The organism is Micromonospora sp. RTP1Z1 (genome assembly GCF_033804685.1).
In the GTDB taxonomy this organism is placed as follows: Bacteria; Actinomycetota; Actinomycetes; order Mycobacteriales; family Micromonosporaceae; genus Micromonospora.
The window spans coordinates 25,954-44,723 of the sequence record NZ_JAPFQV010000011.1 but is presented as its reverse complement, the minus strand read 5'-3'; the positions used below and the strand labels follow the sequence as shown (position 1 = coordinate 44,723).

At 74.2% G+C, this 18,770-nt stretch carries 16 protein-coding genes, 1 pseudogene and 1 riboswitch; of the genes and pseudogenes, 10 read left to right on the top strand and 7 right to left on the bottom strand.

Annotated features, from left to right (window positions below; all coding sequences use genetic code 11):
- Window positions 1-20: 20 nt before the first annotated feature.
- Window positions 21-326, bottom strand: coding sequence for a metalloregulator ArsR/SmtB family transcription factor (locus SLP03_RS08495; protein WP_319459970.1), 306 nt, complete (start codon window positions 324-326; stop codon window positions 21-23).
- A gap of 90 nt (window positions 327-416) precedes the next feature.
- On the opposite strand from SLP03_RS08495, the gene SLP03_RS08490 reads away from it, so the two are divergent.
- The 4 genes and pseudogenes from SLP03_RS08490 to paaN all read left to right on the top strand — a co-directional run bounded on the left by SLP03_RS08490 (window position 417) and on the right by paaN (window position 5,667).
- A complete protein-coding gene (locus SLP03_RS08490) occupies window positions 417-1,391 on the top strand; it encodes a DMT family transporter (protein ID WP_319459969.1) in 975 nt (324 codons plus the stop codon).
- Window positions 1,392-1,558: 167 nt separating this feature from the next.
- Window positions 1,559-1,692: riboswitch (SAM riboswitch) on the top strand.
- Between the two features lie 12 nt (window positions 1,693-1,704).
- Window positions 1,705-2,994: a threonine synthase gene (gene thrC, locus SLP03_RS08485; RefSeq protein WP_319459968.1), complete on the top strand. Its 1,290-nt coding sequence runs from the start codon at window positions 1,705-1,707 to the stop codon at window positions 2,992-2,994.
- Window positions 2,995-3,314: 320 nt separating this feature from the next.
- A pseudogene (locus tag SLP03_RS08480) lies at window positions 3,315-3,942 on the top strand (N-acetyltransferase family protein).
- A 51-nt stretch (window positions 3,943-3,993) separates the two neighbouring features.
- On the top strand, window positions 3,994-5,667 hold the full coding sequence (gene paaN, locus SLP03_RS08475) for a phenylacetic acid degradation protein PaaN (protein ID WP_319459967.1): 1,674 nt from the start codon (window positions 3,994-3,996) through the stop codon (window positions 5,665-5,667).
- Between the two features lie 43 nt (window positions 5,668-5,710).
- On the opposite strand, the gene SLP03_RS08470 is transcribed toward paaN, so the two are convergent.
- A complete protein-coding gene (locus SLP03_RS08470) occupies window positions 5,711-6,241 on the bottom strand; it encodes a GNAT family N-acetyltransferase (protein WP_319459966.1) in 531 nt (176 codons plus the stop codon).
- Between the two features lie 220 nt (window positions 6,242-6,461).
- Here SLP03_RS08470 and SLP03_RS08465 point away from each other — a divergent pair, with 220 nt between their 5' ends.
- From SLP03_RS08465 to groL, 3 genes are all read left to right on the top strand, one after another.
- Window positions 6,462-6,665 carry a cold-shock protein gene (locus SLP03_RS08465; protein ID WP_319459965.1) on the top strand — a complete coding sequence of 68 codons (204 nt, stop codon included), beginning with the start codon at window positions 6,462-6,464 and terminating at the stop codon, window positions 6,663-6,665.
- A gap of 143 nt (window positions 6,666-6,808) precedes the next feature.
- Window positions 6,809-7,957 (top strand): hypothetical protein, encoded by a 1,149-nt coding sequence (locus SLP03_RS08460; protein WP_319459964.1) that lies wholly within the window; start codon window positions 6,809-6,811, stop codon window positions 7,955-7,957.
- Window positions 7,958-8,233: 276 nt separating this feature from the next.
- Window positions 8,234-9,856, top strand: coding sequence for a chaperonin GroEL (gene groL / locus SLP03_RS08455; protein WP_319459963.1), 1,623 nt, complete (start codon window positions 8,234-8,236; stop codon window positions 9,854-9,856).
- Window positions 9,857-9,920: 64 nt separating this feature from the next.
- Here groL and SLP03_RS08450 read toward each other — a convergent pair whose 3' ends face one another.
- The 3 genes from SLP03_RS08450 to SLP03_RS08440 all read right to left on the bottom strand — a co-directional run bounded on the left by SLP03_RS08450 (window position 9,921) and on the right by SLP03_RS08440 (window position 13,721).
- Window positions 9,921-10,163, bottom strand: coding sequence for a hypothetical protein (locus SLP03_RS08450; RefSeq protein ID WP_319459962.1), 243 nt, complete (start codon window positions 10,161-10,163; stop codon window positions 9,921-9,923).
- Between the two features lie 93 nt (window positions 10,164-10,256).
- Window positions 10,257-11,192: a GNAT family N-acetyltransferase gene (locus tag SLP03_RS08445; protein WP_319459961.1), complete on the bottom strand. Its 936-nt coding sequence runs from the start codon at window positions 11,190-11,192 to the stop codon at window positions 10,257-10,259.
- A gap of 72 nt (window positions 11,193-11,264) precedes the next feature.
- Window positions 11,265-13,721 (bottom strand): S8 family serine peptidase, encoded by a 2,457-nt coding sequence (locus SLP03_RS08440; protein ID WP_319459960.1) that lies wholly within the window; start codon window positions 13,719-13,721, stop codon window positions 11,265-11,267.
- A 78-nt stretch (window positions 13,722-13,799) separates the two neighbouring features.
- Here SLP03_RS08440 and SLP03_RS08435 point away from each other — a divergent pair, with 78 nt between their 5' ends.
- Together SLP03_RS08435 and SLP03_RS08430 are read left to right on the top strand one after the other, a co-directional pair.
- A complete protein-coding gene (locus SLP03_RS08435) occupies window positions 13,800-15,617 on the top strand; it encodes a glycerol-3-phosphate dehydrogenase/oxidase (protein WP_319460035.1) in 1,818 nt (605 codons plus the stop codon).
- 86 nt (window positions 15,618-15,703) lie between these two features.
- Complete coding sequence (locus SLP03_RS08430) at window positions 15,704-16,228, top strand: hypothetical protein (protein ID WP_319459959.1); 525 nt, start codon at window positions 15,704-15,706, stop codon at window positions 16,226-16,228.
- Between the two features lie 21 nt (window positions 16,229-16,249).
- Here SLP03_RS08430 and SLP03_RS08425 read toward each other — a convergent pair whose 3' ends face one another.
- Window positions 16,250-17,650: an FAD-binding oxidoreductase gene (locus tag SLP03_RS08425; RefSeq protein WP_319459958.1), complete on the bottom strand. Its 1,401-nt coding sequence runs from the start codon at window positions 17,648-17,650 to the stop codon at window positions 16,250-16,252.
- 66 nt (window positions 17,651-17,716) lie between these two features.
- Between SLP03_RS08425 and SLP03_RS08420 the strand changes: the two genes are divergently transcribed.
- Window positions 17,717-18,034: a DUF4031 domain-containing protein gene (locus SLP03_RS08420; protein ID WP_319459957.1), complete on the top strand. Its 318-nt coding sequence runs from the start codon at window positions 17,717-17,719 to the stop codon at window positions 18,032-18,034.
- A 48-nt stretch (window positions 18,035-18,082) separates the two neighbouring features.
- On the opposite strand, the gene SLP03_RS08415 is transcribed toward SLP03_RS08420, so the two are convergent.
- Entirely contained in the window at window positions 18,083-18,721 is a 639-nt protein-coding gene (locus SLP03_RS08415; protein WP_319459956.1) for a metal-dependent phosphohydrolase, read from the bottom strand.
- Window positions 18,722-18,770: the final 49 nt, after the last annotated feature.

Genomic DNA, 18,770 nt, shown 5'->3' with positions numbered 1-18,770 from the left:
CCTCCCGCGTGCCGCGCGAGTCAGGAGCGGGTGGGGACGGTGAGGACCGCGTCGAGCAGGCCGGGGTAGAGGCGGTCCAGTTCGTCGCGGCGCAGCCGGACGTACCGGCTGGTGCCGGCGACCCGGGTCCGGGTCAGGCCGGCCTCGCGCAGCACCTTCAGGTGGTGGCTGCGGGTCGCCTTCGACACGCCGAACTCGAAGGTGCCGCAGGCGTACTCGCCGCCCTCGGCGAGGGCGCGCACGATCTGCAGCCGTACGTCGTCGGCCAGCGCCGCGAGTAAGGCGGTGACCGGTACGTCGCGCAGTTCGGGTTCGTGCAGCTCCATGTGACCAGCGTAACCGTTGTTCGACTTTCGTCGAACCAGCTCCTACAGTCGGTGCCGTTGGTTCGACGATACTCGAACATTGGAGCTGTGATGCGCTCTCGTCACGCCGTCTTCCCGCTCTTCGCGGTGCTCAGCTGGGGAGTCATGTTCCCGGTCCTGGCAAGCGCCCTCACCCGGGTCGACGCGCTGAACCTCACCACCGCCCGGTACGCCCTCGCCACCGCCGTCCTGCTCGCCCTGCTGCTGGCCCGGGAGGGCCTGACCGCGCTGCGCGCCGACGGTCGGGCGGTCGAGCTGGTGGCGCTCGGCGTGCTCGGCTTCGCCGGGTTCAACGTGCTGACCAACCTGGCGCTCGGGCACGCCGCCCCGCAGCAGATCGCCCTCTTCGCCGCCACCACCCCGCTGGTCACCCAGCTCGTCCGCTGGGTCCGGGACGGCGTGCGCCCCCGCCCGGTGCTGCTCGGGTTCTCGCTGCTCGCCCTCGTCGGCGTCGGCCTGGTGATCACCCAGGGTCGGCTCGACGGGCTGGGCCAGTTCGGCGTCGGCGGGCTGCTGATGGTCGGCGCGGTGCTGGGCTGGGCGGTCTACACCCACGGCGCGAGCCGGTTCACCGGCTGGTCCCCGCTGCGCTACACCACGCTGACCGCGGTCGCCGGCACGGCGGCGATGCTCGCCGTCAGCCTCACCGCCGATCTCGCCGGCTGGCAGCACGTGCCGGCCACCGCCGACCTCGTCGCGGTCGCCCCGCAGCTGGCGTACGCCGTGCTCGTGGCCGCCGTCCTCGCGGTGCTCGCCTGGAACACCGGGGTGCAGCGGCTGGGCGCGGCCGACGCCGCCCTCTTCATGAACCTGGTCCCGGTGACCACCTTCGTGGTGCAGACCGCCCGGGGCTACCGGCCGGGCGGTGTGGAGCTGGTCGGCGCGGCCCTGACCATCGCCGCCCTGATCGCCGCCAACCTGGCCACCCGCGCCCGCGCCGCCACCGCCCCCGCCGCCGGGCCCGTCCCCGTGGCGGTCACCGACCGGCCGGCCGTCGTCGACCCGATCGCCGTGGTGGCGCGCTGAGGCGAGCAGGGCTGCAACTTCCGGGAAGTGGGGGCATCCGCCGGCGGAGGAGGCCCCCACTGCCCGTCGTGCGGATCTTGGCGCTGGTGAGCGGGGGTGGCTCACACCGTGGGAAGCCGGCTCGGCAGGCGCGGCGCAAGTGCATAGACTCGGCGGCACAACTGCATACCTCATCCAGAGGGGCTGAGGGATACGGCCCGACGACGCCCCGGCAACCACCCGCACGCTCGACGACGAGCGAGGAGCGGGCAGGTGCCAATTCCGTCCCCGCCGCAGGGTGCGATGCGGGGAAAGATGAGAGGAATTCCTCGACATGACGTCGACGCTTCCCGCCGCCCCCGGCATCGACACCACCCTCAGCCCGGCCCGCGCCCTGGTCTGTCGCGCCTGCTCGGCGCGTTACCCGCTGGCCGCCCAGCACGCCTGCTACGAGTGTTTCGGCCCGCTCGAGGTCGACTACGACGCCGCCGCGCTCGCCACCGTCACCCGGGAGCAGATCGAGGCCGGCCCGAAGAACCTTTGGCGGTACGCGGCCCTGCTCCCCGCCGGCCAGGACCCGGCCACCCGGGTGACCGTGGACCCGGGGCTCACCCCGCTGGTCGCCGCGCCGCACCTCGCCGCCGAGCTGGGCATCAGCGCCCCGCTCTGGGTGAAGGACGACAGCGCGAACCCCACCCACTCGTTCAAGGACCGGGTGGTGTCGGTGGCGCTGACCGCCGCCCGCGCGCTCGGCTTCACCCGGTACGCCTGCGCCTCCACCGGCAACCTGGCCAACTCGGTGGCCGCGCACGCCGCCCGCGCCGGGGCGCCCTCGGTGGTCTTCATCCCCAGTGACCTGGAGCAGGGCAAGGTGGTCACCACCGCGGTGTACGGCGGCGAGCTGGTCGCCGTCGACGGCTCGTACGACGACGTGAACCGGCTCTGCGGGGAGCTGGTGGAGACCGACGAGTTCGAGGACACCGCCTTCGTCAACGTCAACGTCCGGCCGTACTACGCGGAGGGGTCGAAGACCCTCGGGTACGAGGTGGCCGAGCAGCTCGGCTGGCGGATCCCGGCGCAGGTGGTGATCCCGATGGCCAGCGGGGAGCTGCTCACCAAGATCGACAAGGCGTTCTCCGAGCTGGTCGAGATCGGCCTGGTCGAGGCGCCCGCCGGCGGCTGGAAGGTGTTCGGTGCCCAGTCGGCCGGCTGCAACCCGATCGCCACCGCGCTGCACGCCGACACTGACACCATCACCCCGGTCAAGCCGACCGGCATCGCCAAGTCGCTGAACATCGGCGACCCGGCCGCGGGCCTCTACGCCCTGGAGGCCGTCCGCCGGACCGGCGGCTGGATGGAGTACGCCGACGACGACGAGATCCGCGCCGGCATCCGGCTGCTCGCCCGGACCACCGGCGTCTTCGCCGAGACCGCCGGCGGGGTGACCGTGGCGGTGCTGCGCAAGCTCGTGGAGTCCGGCCGGCTCGACCCTGTGGCGGAGACGGTCGTCTTCAACACCGGCGAGGGCCTGAAGACCATCGACGCGGTCGCCGCCGAGGTCGGCCCCACCCACCGCATCAAGCCCTCGCTGCGCGCCGCCCGCGACGCCGGCCTCCTCTCCTGAGCTCCGCCCGTCCGTGCCGCCCGCCGTCCCGCGGGCGGGCCGGGTGGGGGACGGGGGATCGCCCGGACGGGGGATCGGGCGGATCCGCCGGGTAACTGGCTTTTCGCTGTGAGTGTGGAAAACCCGCCGCTAAGGACTTGACGGCAGGATTCGGACGGCGCAAGATGCTCCGTGCGGGAGGGCGTTTCGCCGGAGACTTTTCAAGTTCTTACGACCCAACGCCGGAGGCGTTGTGCGATCGTCCCTCCCGACCAACGTCGCGATCGGGGCCAGCGTAAATCGCTGGCCCCGATCGCCGTTCGAGGCGCACCCTCGCTGACATGAGCATCACGATCGCGCCGTTCGACGCCGCCGACCGGGCCGCGATCGACGAGGCGTACCGGATCGGCGCGGCGGCCAACGAGGCCGACCTGCCGGACTTCCCGCCCCTCTGCCGGCGGCGCTTCGACGCCGTCGTCCGCCACCCGATGCCGGGGAACGCGCCGCGCTGGGCGCTGGCCCGGCTCGACGGGACGCCGGCCGGCTACCTGGGGCTGCGCCTCCCGCAGCTGGACAACACCGACAACTCGACCGTCGACCTGGTCGTGCATCCGGCGTACCGGCGGCGGGGCATCGGCCGGGCCCTGCACGAGCACTGCCTGCGGCTGCTGGGTGACCGCGGTGCATGAGCCGAGCGGCCAGGTGGTCGCCTGGACCCTGATCGACCTGGGTCCGAGCGCCGACTGGCACGCGTTCCAGCAGATCACCATCGTCGACCCGGCGCACCGGGGGCACCGGCTGGGCCTGCTCACCAAGGTCGAGAACCTGCGCTGGGTGCTCCACCACGAGCCGGCGCTGCGGGTGATCGACACCTGGAACGCCGCCGAGAACCGGCACATGATCACGATCAACGAGCAGCTCGGCTTCCGTCCGGTCGACGCCTGGACGGACTGGCAGCTGACGATCTGACTTGTGACACGGCCCTACTGATCGCGGGGCTTTCTGTTGCATGATGGCGGCATGACGGAGACCCCGCACCCCCTGTACGACAGGCACGCCGACACCCTCAACCGCGCGCTGACCGCCATCACGGAGCGCGGGTACTGGTCCGCCTACCCCGAGTCGCCGAGCCCCCGGGTGTACGGCGAGACCGCCGCCGCCGACGGCCACGCCGCCTTCGAGGCGTACCTGAACGGTGACTTCCCCCTCGCCCAGCCGGGCGACGGCGGGACCGTCGCCACCGAGGCCAGCCCGTTCGGGCTGGAGCTGAACGTGCGCTACCCGCACGCCGCCGCCGACCAGCTGGTGGGTGCCGCGACGGTCGCGCTGCCGGCCTGGCGGGACGCCGGCCCGCAGGCCCGGGCGGGCGTCTGCCTGGAGATCCTGGACCGGCTGCACAAGCACATCTTCGAGCTGGCCAACGCGGTGCAGTTCACCACCGGCCAGGCCTTCGTGATGGCCTTCCAGGCCGGTGGCGCGCACGCGCTGGACCGGGCGCTGGAGGCGGTCGCCTACGCCTACGCGGAGATGACCCGGCACCCGGGAACGGCCGGCTGGGAGAAGGCCGCCGGGAAGGGCGACCCGCTGCGGATGACCAAGACGTTCCACGTGGTGCCGCGCGGCGTCGCCCTGGTGATCGGCTGCAACACCTTCCCGACCTGGAACTCGTACCCGGGGCTCTTCGCCTCGCTGGTCACCGGCAACCCGGTGATCGTGAAGCCGCACCCGCGCGCGGTGCTGCCGCTCGCCGTCACCGTGAAGTACGCCCGCGAGGTGCTCGCCGAGGCCGGCTTCGACCCGAACCTGGTGCTGCTGGCCCCCGAAGGACCGGGCGAGAAGCTCGCGTCCACCCTCGCTCTGCACCCGGCCGTGAAGATCGTCGACTTCACCGGCTCCACCGAGTACGGCGACTGGCTGGAGGCCAACGCCCGGCAGGCCGCGGTCTACACCGAGAAGGCCGGCCTGAACACGGTGGTGATCGACTCCACCGACGACTTCGCCGGGCTGTGCCGCAACCTGGGTTTCACGCTGACCCTCTACAGCGGCCAGATGTGCACCACCTCGCAGAACCTGCTGATCCCCCGGGACGGCATCGCCACCGACCAGGGGCACAAGAGCTTCGACGAGGTGGCGGCGGGTATCGCCGCGGTGGTCGGCAAGCTCACCGCCGACCCGGCCCGCGGGGTCGAGCTGACCGGCGCGATCGTCAACGACGGGGTGCTGGAGCGCCTCGACGAGGTCACCAAGGTCGGTGAGTCGGTGCTGGAGTCGCGTACGGTCGAGCACCCGGCCCACCCGGACGCGGTGGTCCGTACGCCGACCATCGTCAAGCTGGCGGCGGACGACACCGCGACCTACGGCCGGGAGTGGTTCGGGCCGATCTCGTTCGCCATCGCGACCGACTCGACCGCGCACAGCCTGGAGATCCTGCGGTCCACCGTCGGCGAGAAGGGCGCGCTGACCGCGGCCGTCTACTCGACCGACGAGGCGGTGCTGGACGCAACTGAGGCGGCGGCGGTCGAGGTCGGGGTGCACCTGTCCTGCAACCTGACCGGCGGGGTCTTCGTCAACCAGTCGGCGGCCTTCTCCGACTTCCACGGCAGCGGCGCCAACCCGGCCGCCAACGCGGCGCTGACCGACGGCGCGTACGTGGCGAACCGGTTCCGCATCGTGCAGAGCCGCCGGCACGCCTGACCGCGCGGCACGGGCTCCTTCCGGCCGGGAGGGGCCCGTCCGCTCAGGCGGGGCGGCGCATCTGGAGTTCGCGCAGCGTCGGGATCTTCGGGTGCGGGACGCGTACGCCGGTGTCGACGAAGCCCAGCCGCTGGTACGCGCGGTAGGCGCGGTCGTTGCCGACCACCACCTCCAGCATCAGCTCCGGCCGGCCGCACGCGCGGGACCAGGCGGCCACCTCGTCGACCAGTTCGGCGAGCAGTCCGCTGCCCCGCCGGGCCGGGGTGAGATAGATGGCGTAGATCACGGTGAGGCCGGGCTCGTCCGGGGTGACGGTGCCGCCGGCGTGGCCGACGAACCGGCCGCCGGGGTCGGCGACGAACTGGGCGGTCGCGGCGCCGTGCGACACGGCGGCGATCCTGGTGGCGTAGTCGGCGTGCGGGCGGGCGGCGGCCTCCGCCACGGTCTCCAGGAAGGCGAGCGGCGCGTCGGCGAGCATCTCGAGCCGGAGCGCCCGCATCCGGGCGGCATCCTCCGGGCGGACCCGGCGCACGGTGGCCGTCCGGGTGGCTGTCGTGGTCGGCGCGCTCGTCATGCCGCATGCATACCGGAGTGACGGACGTCCATGTCGTACCGGGTCCGATCCTGCCCCGAATATGCCCGATTTGTGGTCGTGCGCCGCCGTCACGCCTCGTGTAGCGTGCGATTTCGGTCACCGATTCAGCGGCCGTCGCCGATCGCCGAAACGGTGGTCCGGGCGCGGGCTCGGCCGGCGTCCGGGGGTTGAGGAACGCCGCAGAGTGAGGAAGTGCACCGTGGCACAGGGCAGCGTGAAATGGTTCAACGCCGAGAAGGGCTACGGCTTCATCGCCGTCGACGGCGGGCAGGACGTTTTCGTCCACTTCTCCGCGATCGAGATGGACGGCTACAAGGCGTTGGACGACGGCCAGCGGGTCGAGTTCGACATCGCCCAGGGGCAGAAGGGCCCGCAGGCCGAGCGCGTCCGCGTCATCGCCTGATCCCGCCGCCGCCCGGCTGGTACGCCCCGACCGGCCGCGCCGTCGCACCAGCGGCCGTCGCCGCCGGTGATCAGGGGCTGCGGTGCGGGCGCGCACCGTGGAAGATCATGAGCCGTTCCAGCCATCGCTGCTGAGGAGGGTTCATGTCCGACCAGCCCCCGTGGGGTCCCGTCGAGCCGCTTTCCCCGACGTCACCCGGTGACCCGGGGTTCGCCGCGCCGGGCGGCCCCGGGCAGCCCGGGCCCGCGGTGCCGGACCCGGCCGGGCAGCCGCAGGGGTGGGCCTGGCCGACCCCGGGCGGCCCCGCGCCCGCCGGCCCGTACTACCCGGGCTCGTACGTCCCCGGCCCGTACCCGGGCTCGTACGTCCCCGGCCCGTACCCGGGCTCGTACGTCCCCGGCCCGTACCCGGGCGGCCAGCCGTCCGGCTGGTATCCGGTGGACCCGGGCTGGGATCCGAACGATCCGCTGGTCACCCCGCCGCACGCGGGCATCGGCGGCTGGTTCGCCCGCTGCGCCGGCGCGGTGCGTCGCGGCTGGCGCCTGCTGGTGCCGATCATGCTGCTCACCCAGGCGGTGCCGGCCGCGGTGACCTCGGTGCTCTCCCTCGCCCTCGCTCCCTCGGGTGAGATGGCCACCGCGGCCGACGGCGCCCCGGTGCTGCCCGACGGCTACGGCCAGGACATGCTGATCTTCTACGGCGCGGTGCTCGCCGCCAGCCTGATCCTCGGCCCGTTGCAGAGCCTGGGTTGGGCGGCGGGGACCTGGGTGGTCACCCGGCAGGCGGCCGGCGAGCCGGTCGGCCTCGGCCCGGCGTTCCGCTACGGGCTGCGCCGGATGCTCGGCCTCTGGGGCTGGACGCTGCTGGCCTCGCTGCTCATCGGGGTCGGCGCCTGCTTCTGTCTGCTGCCGGGGCTCTATGTGGCCTTCGCGCTCGCCCTGATCGGCCCGGTCTACCTCTTCGAGCGGCACAACCCGATCGGTCGGTCCTTCCGGATCTTCCACCAGCGGTTCGGCATGGTGCTGGGCCGCGTCGCGCTGGTCGCCGTGGCGCTGCTCGTCGGCGGCCTGGTCGGCGTCGTGCTGGAGACGGTCGGCCACTTGCCGTTCGGCGCGCACCCGATGGACTCTCCGGGCACGGCGGCGGGCGCGGTGGCGGTGGCCGTGCTGGCCGCCGTGCTGCTCGTCCCGGTTTACCTGGCGCAGCTCGTCGGGCTGCTCGCCACGTACGCGGAGCAGCGAGCCCACGAGGGCCCGGTGAATGCCGCCCGACTGGCGGCGGAACTCGGCTGAGCGGCGGCATCGTGCTTGCACTCGGCAGGTGAGAGTGCTAAACAGGTTATTGGCACTCGCATACCGTGAGTGCCAGTGGTCGGGGCGGTAGGGCCAGGGCCGCGTCGGCGTCTCGATGGCGCCGGGGTGGCACATGGCCGGTCGTCGCGGGCTGTCCGGCCCGACCGAGGAGACGTCGTCGTCGCCAGGTGGCGACGTCCCCAGGTGCGTACACCAGGCGGCCCGTCCGGGGCACACACCCGGGTGGCCCGTGAGTGTCCAGGAGGACAACGCCGTATGGCCAAGATGATCGCGTTCGACGAAGAGGCGCGCCGCGGCCTCGAGCGGGGCATGAACCAGCTCGCCGACGCCGTGAAGGTGACGCTCGGCCCCAGGGGCCGCAACGTCGTGCTCGAGAAGAAGTGGGGTGCCCCCACCATCACCAACGATGGTGTGAGCATCGCCAAGGAGATCGAGCTCGAGGACCCGTACGAGAAGATCGGCGCTGAGCTGGTCAAGGAGGTCGCCAAGAAGACCGACGACGTGGCCGGCGACGGCACGACGACGGCGACCGTCCTGGCCCAGGCCCTGGTCCGTGAGGGCCTGCGCAACGTGGCCGCCGGCGCCAACCCGATGGCCCTGAAGCGGGGCATCGAGGCCGCCGTGGCCAGCGTCTCGGAGGAGCTGTCCAAGCTCGCCAAGGACGTCGAGACCAAGGAGCAGATCGCCTCCACCGCCTCCATCTCCGCCGGTGACAGCACCGTCGGCGAGATCATCGCCGAGGCGATGGACAAGGTCGGCAAGGAAGGCGTCATCACCGTCGAGGAGAGCAACACCTTCGGCCTGGAGCTTGAGCTCACCGAGGGTATGCGCTTCGACAAGGGCTACATCTCCGCGTATTTCATGACCGACCCGGAGCGTATGGAGGCCGTCTTCGACGACCCGTACCTCCTGATCGTCAACGGCAAGATCTCGTCGGTCAAGGACCTGCTCCCGATCCTGGAGAAGGTCATGCAGTCGGGCAAGTCGCTGCTGATCATCGCCGAGGACATCGAGGGCGAGGCCCTGGCCACCCTGGTCGTCAACAAGGTCCGGGGCACCTTCAAGTCCGTCGCCGTCAAGGCGCCGGGCTTCGGTGACCGCCGCAAGGCCATGCTGGCCGACATCGCCATCCTCACCGGTGGCCAGGTCATCAGCGAGGAGGTCGGCCTCAAGCTGGACGCGGTCGGCGTCGACATGCTGGGCCGCGCCCGCAAGGTCGTGGTGACCAAGGACGAGACCACCATCGTCGACGGTGCCGGCGACGCGGAGCAGATCCAGGGTCGGGTCAACCAGATCCGCGCCGAGATCGAGAAGAGCGACTCCGACTACGACCGCGAGAAGCTGCAGGAGCGCCTGGCCAAGCTGGCCGGCGGTGTTGCGGTGATCAAGGTCGGCGCGGCCACCGAGGTCGAGCTCAAGGAGCGCAAGCACCGCATCGAGGACGCCGTCCGCAACGCGAAGGCCGCCGTCGAGGAGGGCATCGTCCCGGGTGGTGGCGTCGCGCTGGTGCAGGCCGGCAAGACCGCCTTCGACAAGCTGGACCTGACCGGCGACGAGGCGACCGGCGCGCAGATCGTCAAGATCGCGCTGGACGCCCCGCTGCGGCAGATCGCCGTCAACGCCGGCCTCGAGGGTGGCGTGGTCGTCGAGCGCGTCCGCAACCTGGACGCCGGTCACGGCCTCAACGCCGCCACCGGCGAGTACGTCGACCTGCTGGCCGCGGGCATCATCGACCCGGCCAAGGTCACCCGCTCGGCGCTGCAGAACGCCGCGTCGATCGCGGCGCTCTTCCTCACCACCGAGGCCGTCGTGGCGGACAAGCCGGAGCGGAACCCGGCCGCCCCGGCTGGTCCGGGTGGCGGGGAGATGGACTTCTGAGTCCAGTTCCACCGAACGCCGAAAGGGGGCGGGCCGCGTCAGCGGTCCGCCCCCTTTCCGTCCGTCACGTCGGCAGTGGTCGCTGGTTGCGTCGTTTGTGCGTCCGGTCGTACGGCGGCGGGATCGTTATCGGCTCGTCGACCGGTTGCCGGGCCTCCTCGGCGGCGGGTGCGTCGGCGCCGGCCATTTCCGCCAGCTGCTCGGCGTCGCCGTAGTCGAGCCGGTCGAACGGCAGTTGCCCGGGGAGTTCGCCGACCGGTGGCCAGCCGACGGGCTGGTCGTCGGTCCGTTCGTCATCCGTGGTCATGGCTGCCTCCTCTACGGGCAACCGTAGGGGGCGGTCGATGACCGACGCGGGCAAACCGGATTATTGACGTCTATATCCTTTTCGCCCCGATAATTACCCGGCCGGGTGCCGGTCGATCGCCTTGCGGTACAGAAAGAAGACCCGCTCGATCCGCGCGCCCGCGCTGCCCGAATAGAACGGCACCGGCCCCACCCAGCCGATCTGCGCCGCGCCGATCCCCGCCGCCGCCTGGTCCCGCAGGCAGCGGCGCAGCAGCACCCCGCCGATGCCGGAGCCCTCCGCCGCCGGGGCCGTCCCCATCGGCCCGAACCAGCTCGGCCGCGACGAGCCGTACGCGGCGAAGCCGAGGATCTCGCCGTCCCGCTCTGCCAGGTGCGCCCCGGCGCCCCACCGCCCCACCGAGCCGGCCAGCTCGCCGTCCCAGGTTCCGCCGAAGGCGGCGCGGGCGAAGGCGACCAGCGCGGCCAGGTCCGCCGGTCCGGCCCGGCGTACCGTGACGCCCCGACCGGCCAGCCGGCGCTCGGCGGCCTCCGTCGAGCGCAGCGCCGGTGAGCCGTCCGACAGGTCCGCGGTCATGTTCCACGCCGTACGGTCCTGGCGGTAGCCGAGCCGCAGCGCGGCGCAGACCGCCGGCGTGTAGCGCACGTCGATGCCCGGCCAGGCGTAGTACGGCGGGTTCCCGGCCAGCAGCAGCTCGCCCGCGCCCAGCCCGGCGAGCCGCCGTTCCGCCTCGGCCAGCAGGGCCCGACCGACCCCCCGGCGGCGCTCCCGGGGCGCCACCGCCACCAGGTCGACGTGCCCGAGCCGCGGGTCCCGCTGCGAGAGGGACCCGACCAGCACCCCGACCAGCTCCGCCCCACGGACCGCGCCGATGATCAGCACCGGGCGGTCGGCCGCGGCCCGGGTGGTCAGGGCGTCCAGGATCGCCGGCGCCTCGGTGGCGTCCTCCGGCAGGTCGAGCGCCCGCCGGCAGAGGTCGACGACGGCGGGCAGGCGGTCCGGGTCCAGCTCGATGATCTCCGCGTCCATGGTCGCCGACCCTAGGTCATCCGGCGGCCCGGCGGCATCGCCGAATCGGCGCGGGCCCGCCCGGCGACCCGCTCACCCGGCGCGGGCCGCCCGGACGGCGGCGTACGCGTCGACCAGGCCGGCGCCGACCAGGTCCGCGTCAGTGCCGCAGCGGCGCGCCTGCGCGTCGTCGGGGCGGACGCCGGCCGGGGTGGCGGTCTCCCGGAGGATCTGCCGGGTCCGCGCCAGGTCGCCGACCAGCGCGGGGTTCGCCGACCACATCAACGCGACCACCCCCGCCACCTGAGGGGTCGCCATCGAGGTTCCGGCCAGGGTGGCGTAACCCCCGCCGGGGTACGCGGACAGCACGTCCGCCCCGGGAGCGACCAGGTCCGGTTTGGCCGCCCCGCCGGGTGCCGGCCCCCGGCTGGAGAAGCGGGTGAGCTGCCGGGCGCGGTCCACCGCGCCCACGGTCAGCACGTCCGGGTACGGCGCCGGCGGGTCGGCCACCGAACCGCAGTGCGGGCCGGTGTTGCCGGCCGCCGCGACCACCAGGATGCCGGCCGCGGCCAGCGCGGCGGTGGCCGGCCGGAGCGCCCCGGCGTCGCAGCCCTCGATCGGCGGGCAGCCCCACGAGTTGGTCAGCACGTCCGGCGCCCGGGCCGGCCGCCCGTCGGTGAACGGGTCCCCGTCGAACGGGAAGGGCGCCAGCATGAACTGCAGGCAGTCCAGGTAACGCGCCGGGCTGCCCAGGTTGCGGTCCAGGTTGACGCAGCCCACCCAGCGGGCGCCGGGGGCCACGCCGATCCCGTCCCGGCCCACCGCGCTGCCCGCCGTGTGGGTGCCGTGCCCGGCCTGGTCGTGCGGGGTGCGGGTGTGGTCCCACGGGTCGTACCAGGAGTCGTCGCCGCCCCGGAAGCCGGCGGCCAGCGCCGGATGCCGGCCGTCCACGCCCGAGTCGGAGGCGCCGACCACCACGCCTGAGCCGGTCACGCCCAGCTCGGACCAGACCCGGTCGGCGCCGATCAGCGAGACGTTCCAGGCCGGTCCGGTCGGCGCCGGCACCGTGCCACGAGCCGGCGGGCCCGCCGCCGGCAGCGGGCGCAGCCGCTGACTGACCAGCACCCGGGCCACCTCGGGCCGACCGGAGAGCCAGGCCCGCACCTCCGGCCCGCCGTCCGTCTCGATGGCGTTGACCAGGTAGAACGGCGTCGGGTGCAGGCGCAGCCGGGTCAGCTCCCGGCGCAGCTCCGGCTGAGTCCGGTCGGCCGTGGCCACCAACCGCCGGTAGACCTCTGCGGCCCGGGCGTCCCGGCCGGCCCGACCGGGCGCCCCGGCCGGAATGCCGCCCAGATCGGCCTGCTCGCGGAGCACCACCAGCAGCCGGTCGCCGTACAGGCCGGGCTGCCCGGGGACCACGTACACCACCGCGACCGCGGCGAGCAGGGCCGCGGCGGCCACCCCGGCCACCCGGCGGCGCGGCGTACCGGCGCGCGGCCGGGCCAGCAGGAGGGCGTACCCGACGGCGAGCAGCACCGCGACGGTGAACGCGACGCCGGTCGCGACCGCGACCCAGAACGGCACGTCGCGGGTGGTCGCGAGGAGCACCGTGAGCTCCTCCGGGTCGGCGAACGCCAGCGGGCCAAGCACGCCGAGCCCGACCAGCCAGCGCACCGGGGCTCGGCCGAGCGGCCGGCCCGCGCGGGCGGCCGCCGCGTGCAGCGCGGCCAGCACGAAGCCGAGCGGGGGCAGCAGGAACAGGGCGGGCAGTTGCGCGCCGGACTGCCCGGCCCCGGCCGCGAGCAGCGCCAGGACGACCCCGGCGACCAGGCCGCCGACCAGCACCAGCCGGGCCGGCCGGGGCGGCGCGCCCACGGTGAAGGACGCCCAGAAGGACGCGTCGAGCAGCACCCCGGCGAGCCCGCCGAGCGCGGCGGCGGCGAGCCCGGCGAGCAGCGTCTCCAGCGGTCCGCCGAGCGCGCCCAGCCACGCCCAGGGCAGCAGCAGCGCCGATCCGGCCGCCACCGCGAGCAGGGTGACCCCGCCCGGGGCCGGGCCCGCGCCGCCCGGGGCCCTTTCGGCGCAAGCCGGCGTCCTACCCCGGCGGCGGCGGTTGTGCAGCCGGCCGAGGACGACCGCCAGCAGGGCGGCGGTGGCGGCCAGGGGGGCCAGGTACGCCTCGTGGTGCACCGGCGGCACGGCCCGCAGCAGGGTCAGCGCGCCCAGCGCCAGCGCCCCGGCCAGCCAGACGCGGCCGACCGTCCGGACCGCCGGGGAGCGGGGGAGCAGGGCCAGCGCCAGCGTGGGCGCGCCCACCAGCAGCACGGTGCCCAGGGCCACCAGCGGCCAGGTCGCCACCGTCCGGTCCAGGCCGGCGACCAGCACCGCCTGGTCGACGGCCCAGCCGATCACCTGCCCGAGGACCGTGACCAGCACGGTCCAGCCGCCGACCAGCACCGCCGCCACCACCGGCCACGGACCCGTCCGGTCCGGCGCGGGGGTCGGTGGCGGGACGGGTGGACCGGCGGGTGGTCGGGGACCGATCTCCATGCCGATCACGGTACGGCCGGACCGCACTCGTCGCCGGAACGCCCGGACGGTTACCGTGGACGGGTGCGCGACCCCAACGTGTCCCGATCCGCGGCCGGTCAGCTCTCCGTCGCCCGCCGCGCCGACGACCTGCGCCGGCTCCGCGCCGAGCGGTTCGACGTGCTGGTCATCGGCGGCGGGGTGACCGGGGCGGGCGCGGCGCTCGACGCCGCGTCCCGCGGCCTCAAGGTGGCCCTGGTGGAGGCGCGGGACTACGCCGCCGGCACCTCCAGCCGGTCCAGCAAGCTCATCCACGGTGGCCTGCGCTACCTGGAGCAGCTGGAGTTCCACCTGGTCCACGAGGCGCTGACCGAGCGCGGGCTGCTCGCCAGCCGACTCGCGCCGCACCTGGTGCGCCCGGTCCCGATCCTGGTCCCGCTCCCCGCCGGGCACGGGCTGCGTGACCTGCCCGGGCGAATCTTCCGCCGCGCCTACTACGGGGCCGGCGTGGCCGCGTACGACGCGTTCGCCGGCGTCTTCGGCGGCGGGCGCGGCATGCCGCTGCACCGGCACCTGACCCGCGAGGGCGCCCGGCGGGTCTTCCCCAGCCTGCGGCCGGACACCCTGGCCGGGGCGATCCGCTACTACGACGGGCAGGTCGACGACGCCCGGCTGGTGGTGACGCTGGCCAGGACCGCGGCCAGCCTTGGCGCGACCGTGGTGACCAGCGCGCGGGCGGTCGGCCTGATCCGGCAGGCCCGCGAGGTCACCGGGGTCCGGGTCCGCGACCTGGAAGCGCCCGCCGGCTCCCCGGACGCCGAGTTCGAGGTACGCGCCCGCACGGTCATCGCCGCCACCGGCGTGTGGAGCGACGACATGTCCCGGATGCTCAACGACGTCGGGCTGCGCCCCGGCGTGCGGGTCCGGGCCTCCAAGGGGGTGCACCTGGTGGTGCCCCGCTCGGCGATCACCGGCGAGACCGGGCTGATCCTGCGCACCGCCACCAGCGTGCTCTTCGTCATCCCGTGGGGCGGCCACTGGATCATCGGCACCACCGACACCGACTGGCGGCTGGACCGGTCCCACCCCTCGGCCACCGCAAAGGACATCGACTACCTGCTGGAACAGGTCAACGCGGTGCTCGACCGGCCGCTGACCACCGCCGACATCGAGGGCGTCTACGCCGGGCTGCGCCCGCTGCTGGCCGGCGAGGCCGACTCCACCTCCAAGCTCTCCCGGGAGCACGCGGTGGTCGAGCCGATGCTGGGGCTGCTGCTGGTCGCCGGCGGCAAGTACACGACGTACCGGGTGATGGCCTCGGACGTGGTCGACCGGGCGGTCCACCGGCTGGGCTGGACCCGCCCGTCGCGAACCGCCGACCTGCCGCTGCTCGGCGCCGACGGGTACGCGGCGACGTGGCGGGACCGGGCCGACCTGGCCCGCCGGCACGGGGTCCCGGTCGGGGTGGTCGAACACCTGCTGGAGCGGTACGGCACCCTCACCCGCGACCTGCTCGCCCTGATCGACGCGGACCCGTTGCAGGGCTCCCCGCTCGCCGGCGCCCCGGAGTACCTGGCCGCCGAGGTGACGTACGCGGCCCGGGCCGAGGGGGCGCTGCACCTGGAGGACGTGCTGACCCGGCGTACCCGGATCTCCTTCGAGACCAGCCACCGCGGCCTGGACTCGGCCGAGCACACCGCGGAACTGATGGGCGCGGTGCTGGGCTGGGACGAGGCGACCCGGTCCCGCGAGGTGGCGCACTACCGGGCCCGGGTGGAGGCCGAGCGCCAGTCGCAGCTGATGTCGGACGACGTTGCGGCGGACGCGGCCCGGCTCGGCGCTCCAGACGTCCGGGGATTCGCGGCGGACCGGGGTGTCGACGGCGATGTCGTCGAACTTCCCTCGTCCCCCCGGTAGCCGATCCCCCCGGGCGCCGGACGGCGATCACCGCACGGCCGCCCGGCCGGTACCGGCGCAACCTACGGTGGGGTAAGTTGCCGTGCGTGGTTCGCCCTGCATGGTCGCGCGTCATCCTCTTTCCGTCCGGTGTCCTGCTGGCGATCGCCCTGACCGGATGCTCGGTGTTCGATCGGGCCGAGGAGCCCACGGCGCAGCAGTCCGGGGGCACACCGTCGAGTGCGGGCGCGTCCGCCCCCACCGGGTCACGCCGGGTCTCCCTGATGCAGAAGCTCGGCGCGGACGGCCCGGTCCGATCCCTCGAGGTGGAGCCGAACGGCAGGTGGGCCTGTGCGGACTGCGCCGGCGACGGGGTGAACTCGACCGGCGAACTCGCCCCGGACCAGGTGCAACGGTTGCAGCAGATGCTCACCGACCCCGGGCTGGCGAAGGAGACCGACCAGGCCCGCCAGTACAAGCTGGCCTGCATCGACGCGTTGACCTCCACCCTGCTCATCCCGCCGAGCCTGACCATCACCTCGCAGGACTGCCCGGGTGAGGAACGGCCGCCGGTCGGCGGCGAGATCCTGCTGTTGCTCACCCAGGCGACGCCGGCCGAGGTCCGCGGCTGACCGCACTCCCGACCGGTCGGGTCAGAGCACCTTGCCGGGGTTGAGGAGGCCCTGCGGGTCCAGCGCGGCCTTGATCGCCCGGTGCACCCGGACCCCGACCGGTCCGATCTCCCGGGCCAGCCAGTCCCGCTTGAGCAGCCCCACGCCGTGCTCCCCGGTGCAGGTGCCGCCCAGCTCCAGGCCCAGCCGCATGATCTCGTCGAAGGCCCGCCGGCCCCGCTCCAGGCTGGCCGGGTCGGCCCGGTCGACCACGATGTTCGGGTGCATGTTGCCGTCGCCCGCGTGCCCGACCACGCCGATCGGCACGGCGCACTCCTCGGCGATCCGGGCCACCCCGTCGAGCAGCGCCGCGAGCGAGCCGCGCGGCACCGCCACATCGTCGATCACCAGCCCGCCGTTGCCGCCGGGGAACGCGTCGGCGGCGAACTTCTCCATCGCCGGGTGGGCCAGCCGGCGCGCCTGCAGCAGGGCCGCCGCCTCCACCGCGTCGGTGGCCGTCCACACCTCGTCGGCGCCGGCCGCCGCGCACACCTCGGCGATCCGGGCCAGGTCCGCGGCAGCCTGGCCGCCGGTGTCCACGGCGGCCAGCAGCAGCGCCTGCGCGTCGGTGCGCAACCCCATCGGCCGGTACGCCTCGATGGCCGCCAGGTGCGTCCGGTCCAGCAGTTCCAGCAGGCTGGGGCTCAGCCCCCGCTCGGCGATCCCGGCCACCGCCGTCCCGGCGGCAGCGGTCGATCCGAAGACCGCGACCAGGGTCAGCGACTCCTGCGGGGCGGGCCGCAGCGAGACGGTGATCTCAGTGATCACCCCGAGGGTGCCCTCGGAGCCGACGAAGAGTCGGGTCAGGTCGTACCCGGCGACCCCCTTGGCGGTACGCCGGCCGGTGCGCAGCACCTCGCCGGAGGCGAGCACCACCGTCAGGCCGAGCACGTACTCGGTGGTCACCCCGTACTTGACGCAGCACATGCCGCCCGCGTTGGTGGCGACGTTGCCGCCGATGGTGGAGGACTCCCAGGAACCCGGGTCGGGCGGGTACCAGAGGCCGCGCTCGCGTACCGCGCCGGCCAGCGCGGCGTTGACCACGCCGGGCTGCAGCACGGCGATCCGGCCGACCGGGTCGATCTCCAGGATCCGGTCCATCGCGACGGTGCTCAGCACCACCGCGCCGTCGACCGCGTTCGCCGCGCCGGCCAGCCCGGTCCGGGCCCCCTGCGGCACCACCGGTACGCCGTGCCGAGCGGCCGCCCGGACGACCGCCACGACCTCCTCCGTGTCGCGCGGGCGGGTGACCACCAGCGGCGTGCCGGCCGCGCAGAGGTCCGCCTCGTCCCGCTCGTGCATCCGGAGCAGGTCCGGGTCGGTCAGGACGGCGGCGTCGCCGAGCGCGGCCCGCAGGTCGTCGAGGAGGGGGGAACCGGCCATGCGGGGAAGGCTAGGTCGTCCTCAGGTGATCATCAACCGGGCGTCCCGCGCGCTACATTGGCCGCCATGCTGTATCTGGACCGGCCGGCCGTGCCCTGGCGGGGACGGCTCTGGTCGCACCTGATCAGCGACGTCTCCTACGCCGAGTTGCACGCCTTCGCCGAGGCGCTGGGCGCGCCCCGCCGCGGCTTCGACCGGGACCACTACGACATCCCGGCCGAGCGCTTCCCGATGGCCGTCTGGCTCGGTGCCCGCGTCGTCCCCAGCCGCGACCTGGTCCGCCTCCTCCGTGACTCCGGCCTCCGCCGCCCCAAACACCTCACCCACCCGCGCCCACCCCACCCCGCCCGCGATCTTGCACTTCGGGCCCCCGGTCTGGGCTGATCAGCCCCTCTCGCCCGGGCACCAACTGCAAGATCGCCGGGGCGGGGGTCAGGGGTGGAGGGTGGCTAGTTCCTGGGTGAGGTTGGCGCGGGCGGGGGTTTCCCAGCGGGCGTGCAGGGCGGGGAGGCGGTAGAGGGCGGGGAGGGCCAGGAGGGACCCCAGCACCCTTGCGCGGCCGGCGCGGAAGTCCGGGTCGGGGACGTGGGCGTACTCCCGGCGGACGGCGGCGGCGTAACGGTCGTACTCCGGGGGTGGGCTGGCCAGGACCGCCAGGTCGGCGTCGCAGAGCAGGGCGCCGTCCGGGTCGCCGGCGGCCACCGCGTGCCCGGCGGTGAGCAGCACCAGCCGGCGTACCTCCGCCACCGCCCCGGTCGGCAGCCCGGCGTCGGCGAGGAGGGCGCCCGCGAGGGCCGCGCTGGCCCGCTCGTTCGCGTCCCCGCCGGCCCGTGGGTCGTAGACCGCGTCGTGGCACCAGGCGGCCAGCCGGACCAGGTCGGGGTGGCCGGCGAGCGCCGCGTGACCGTCGACCACGTCGAGCACCGCGGTCAGGTGGTCCGGTGTGTGGTAGTGCCGGTGCGGCTCCCGCCAGCCGGCCAGCAGCCGCTCCCCGGCCCGGTCCACCCCGGCGGGGTCGGTCGCCCCGGCACCCCGGGCGGCGGCGCGCCACCGCTCCATCAGCTCTTCCACCCGGTGCAGTCTGCCCCACCGCCGCCGAGGGCGAGGATTCACCGGGTGT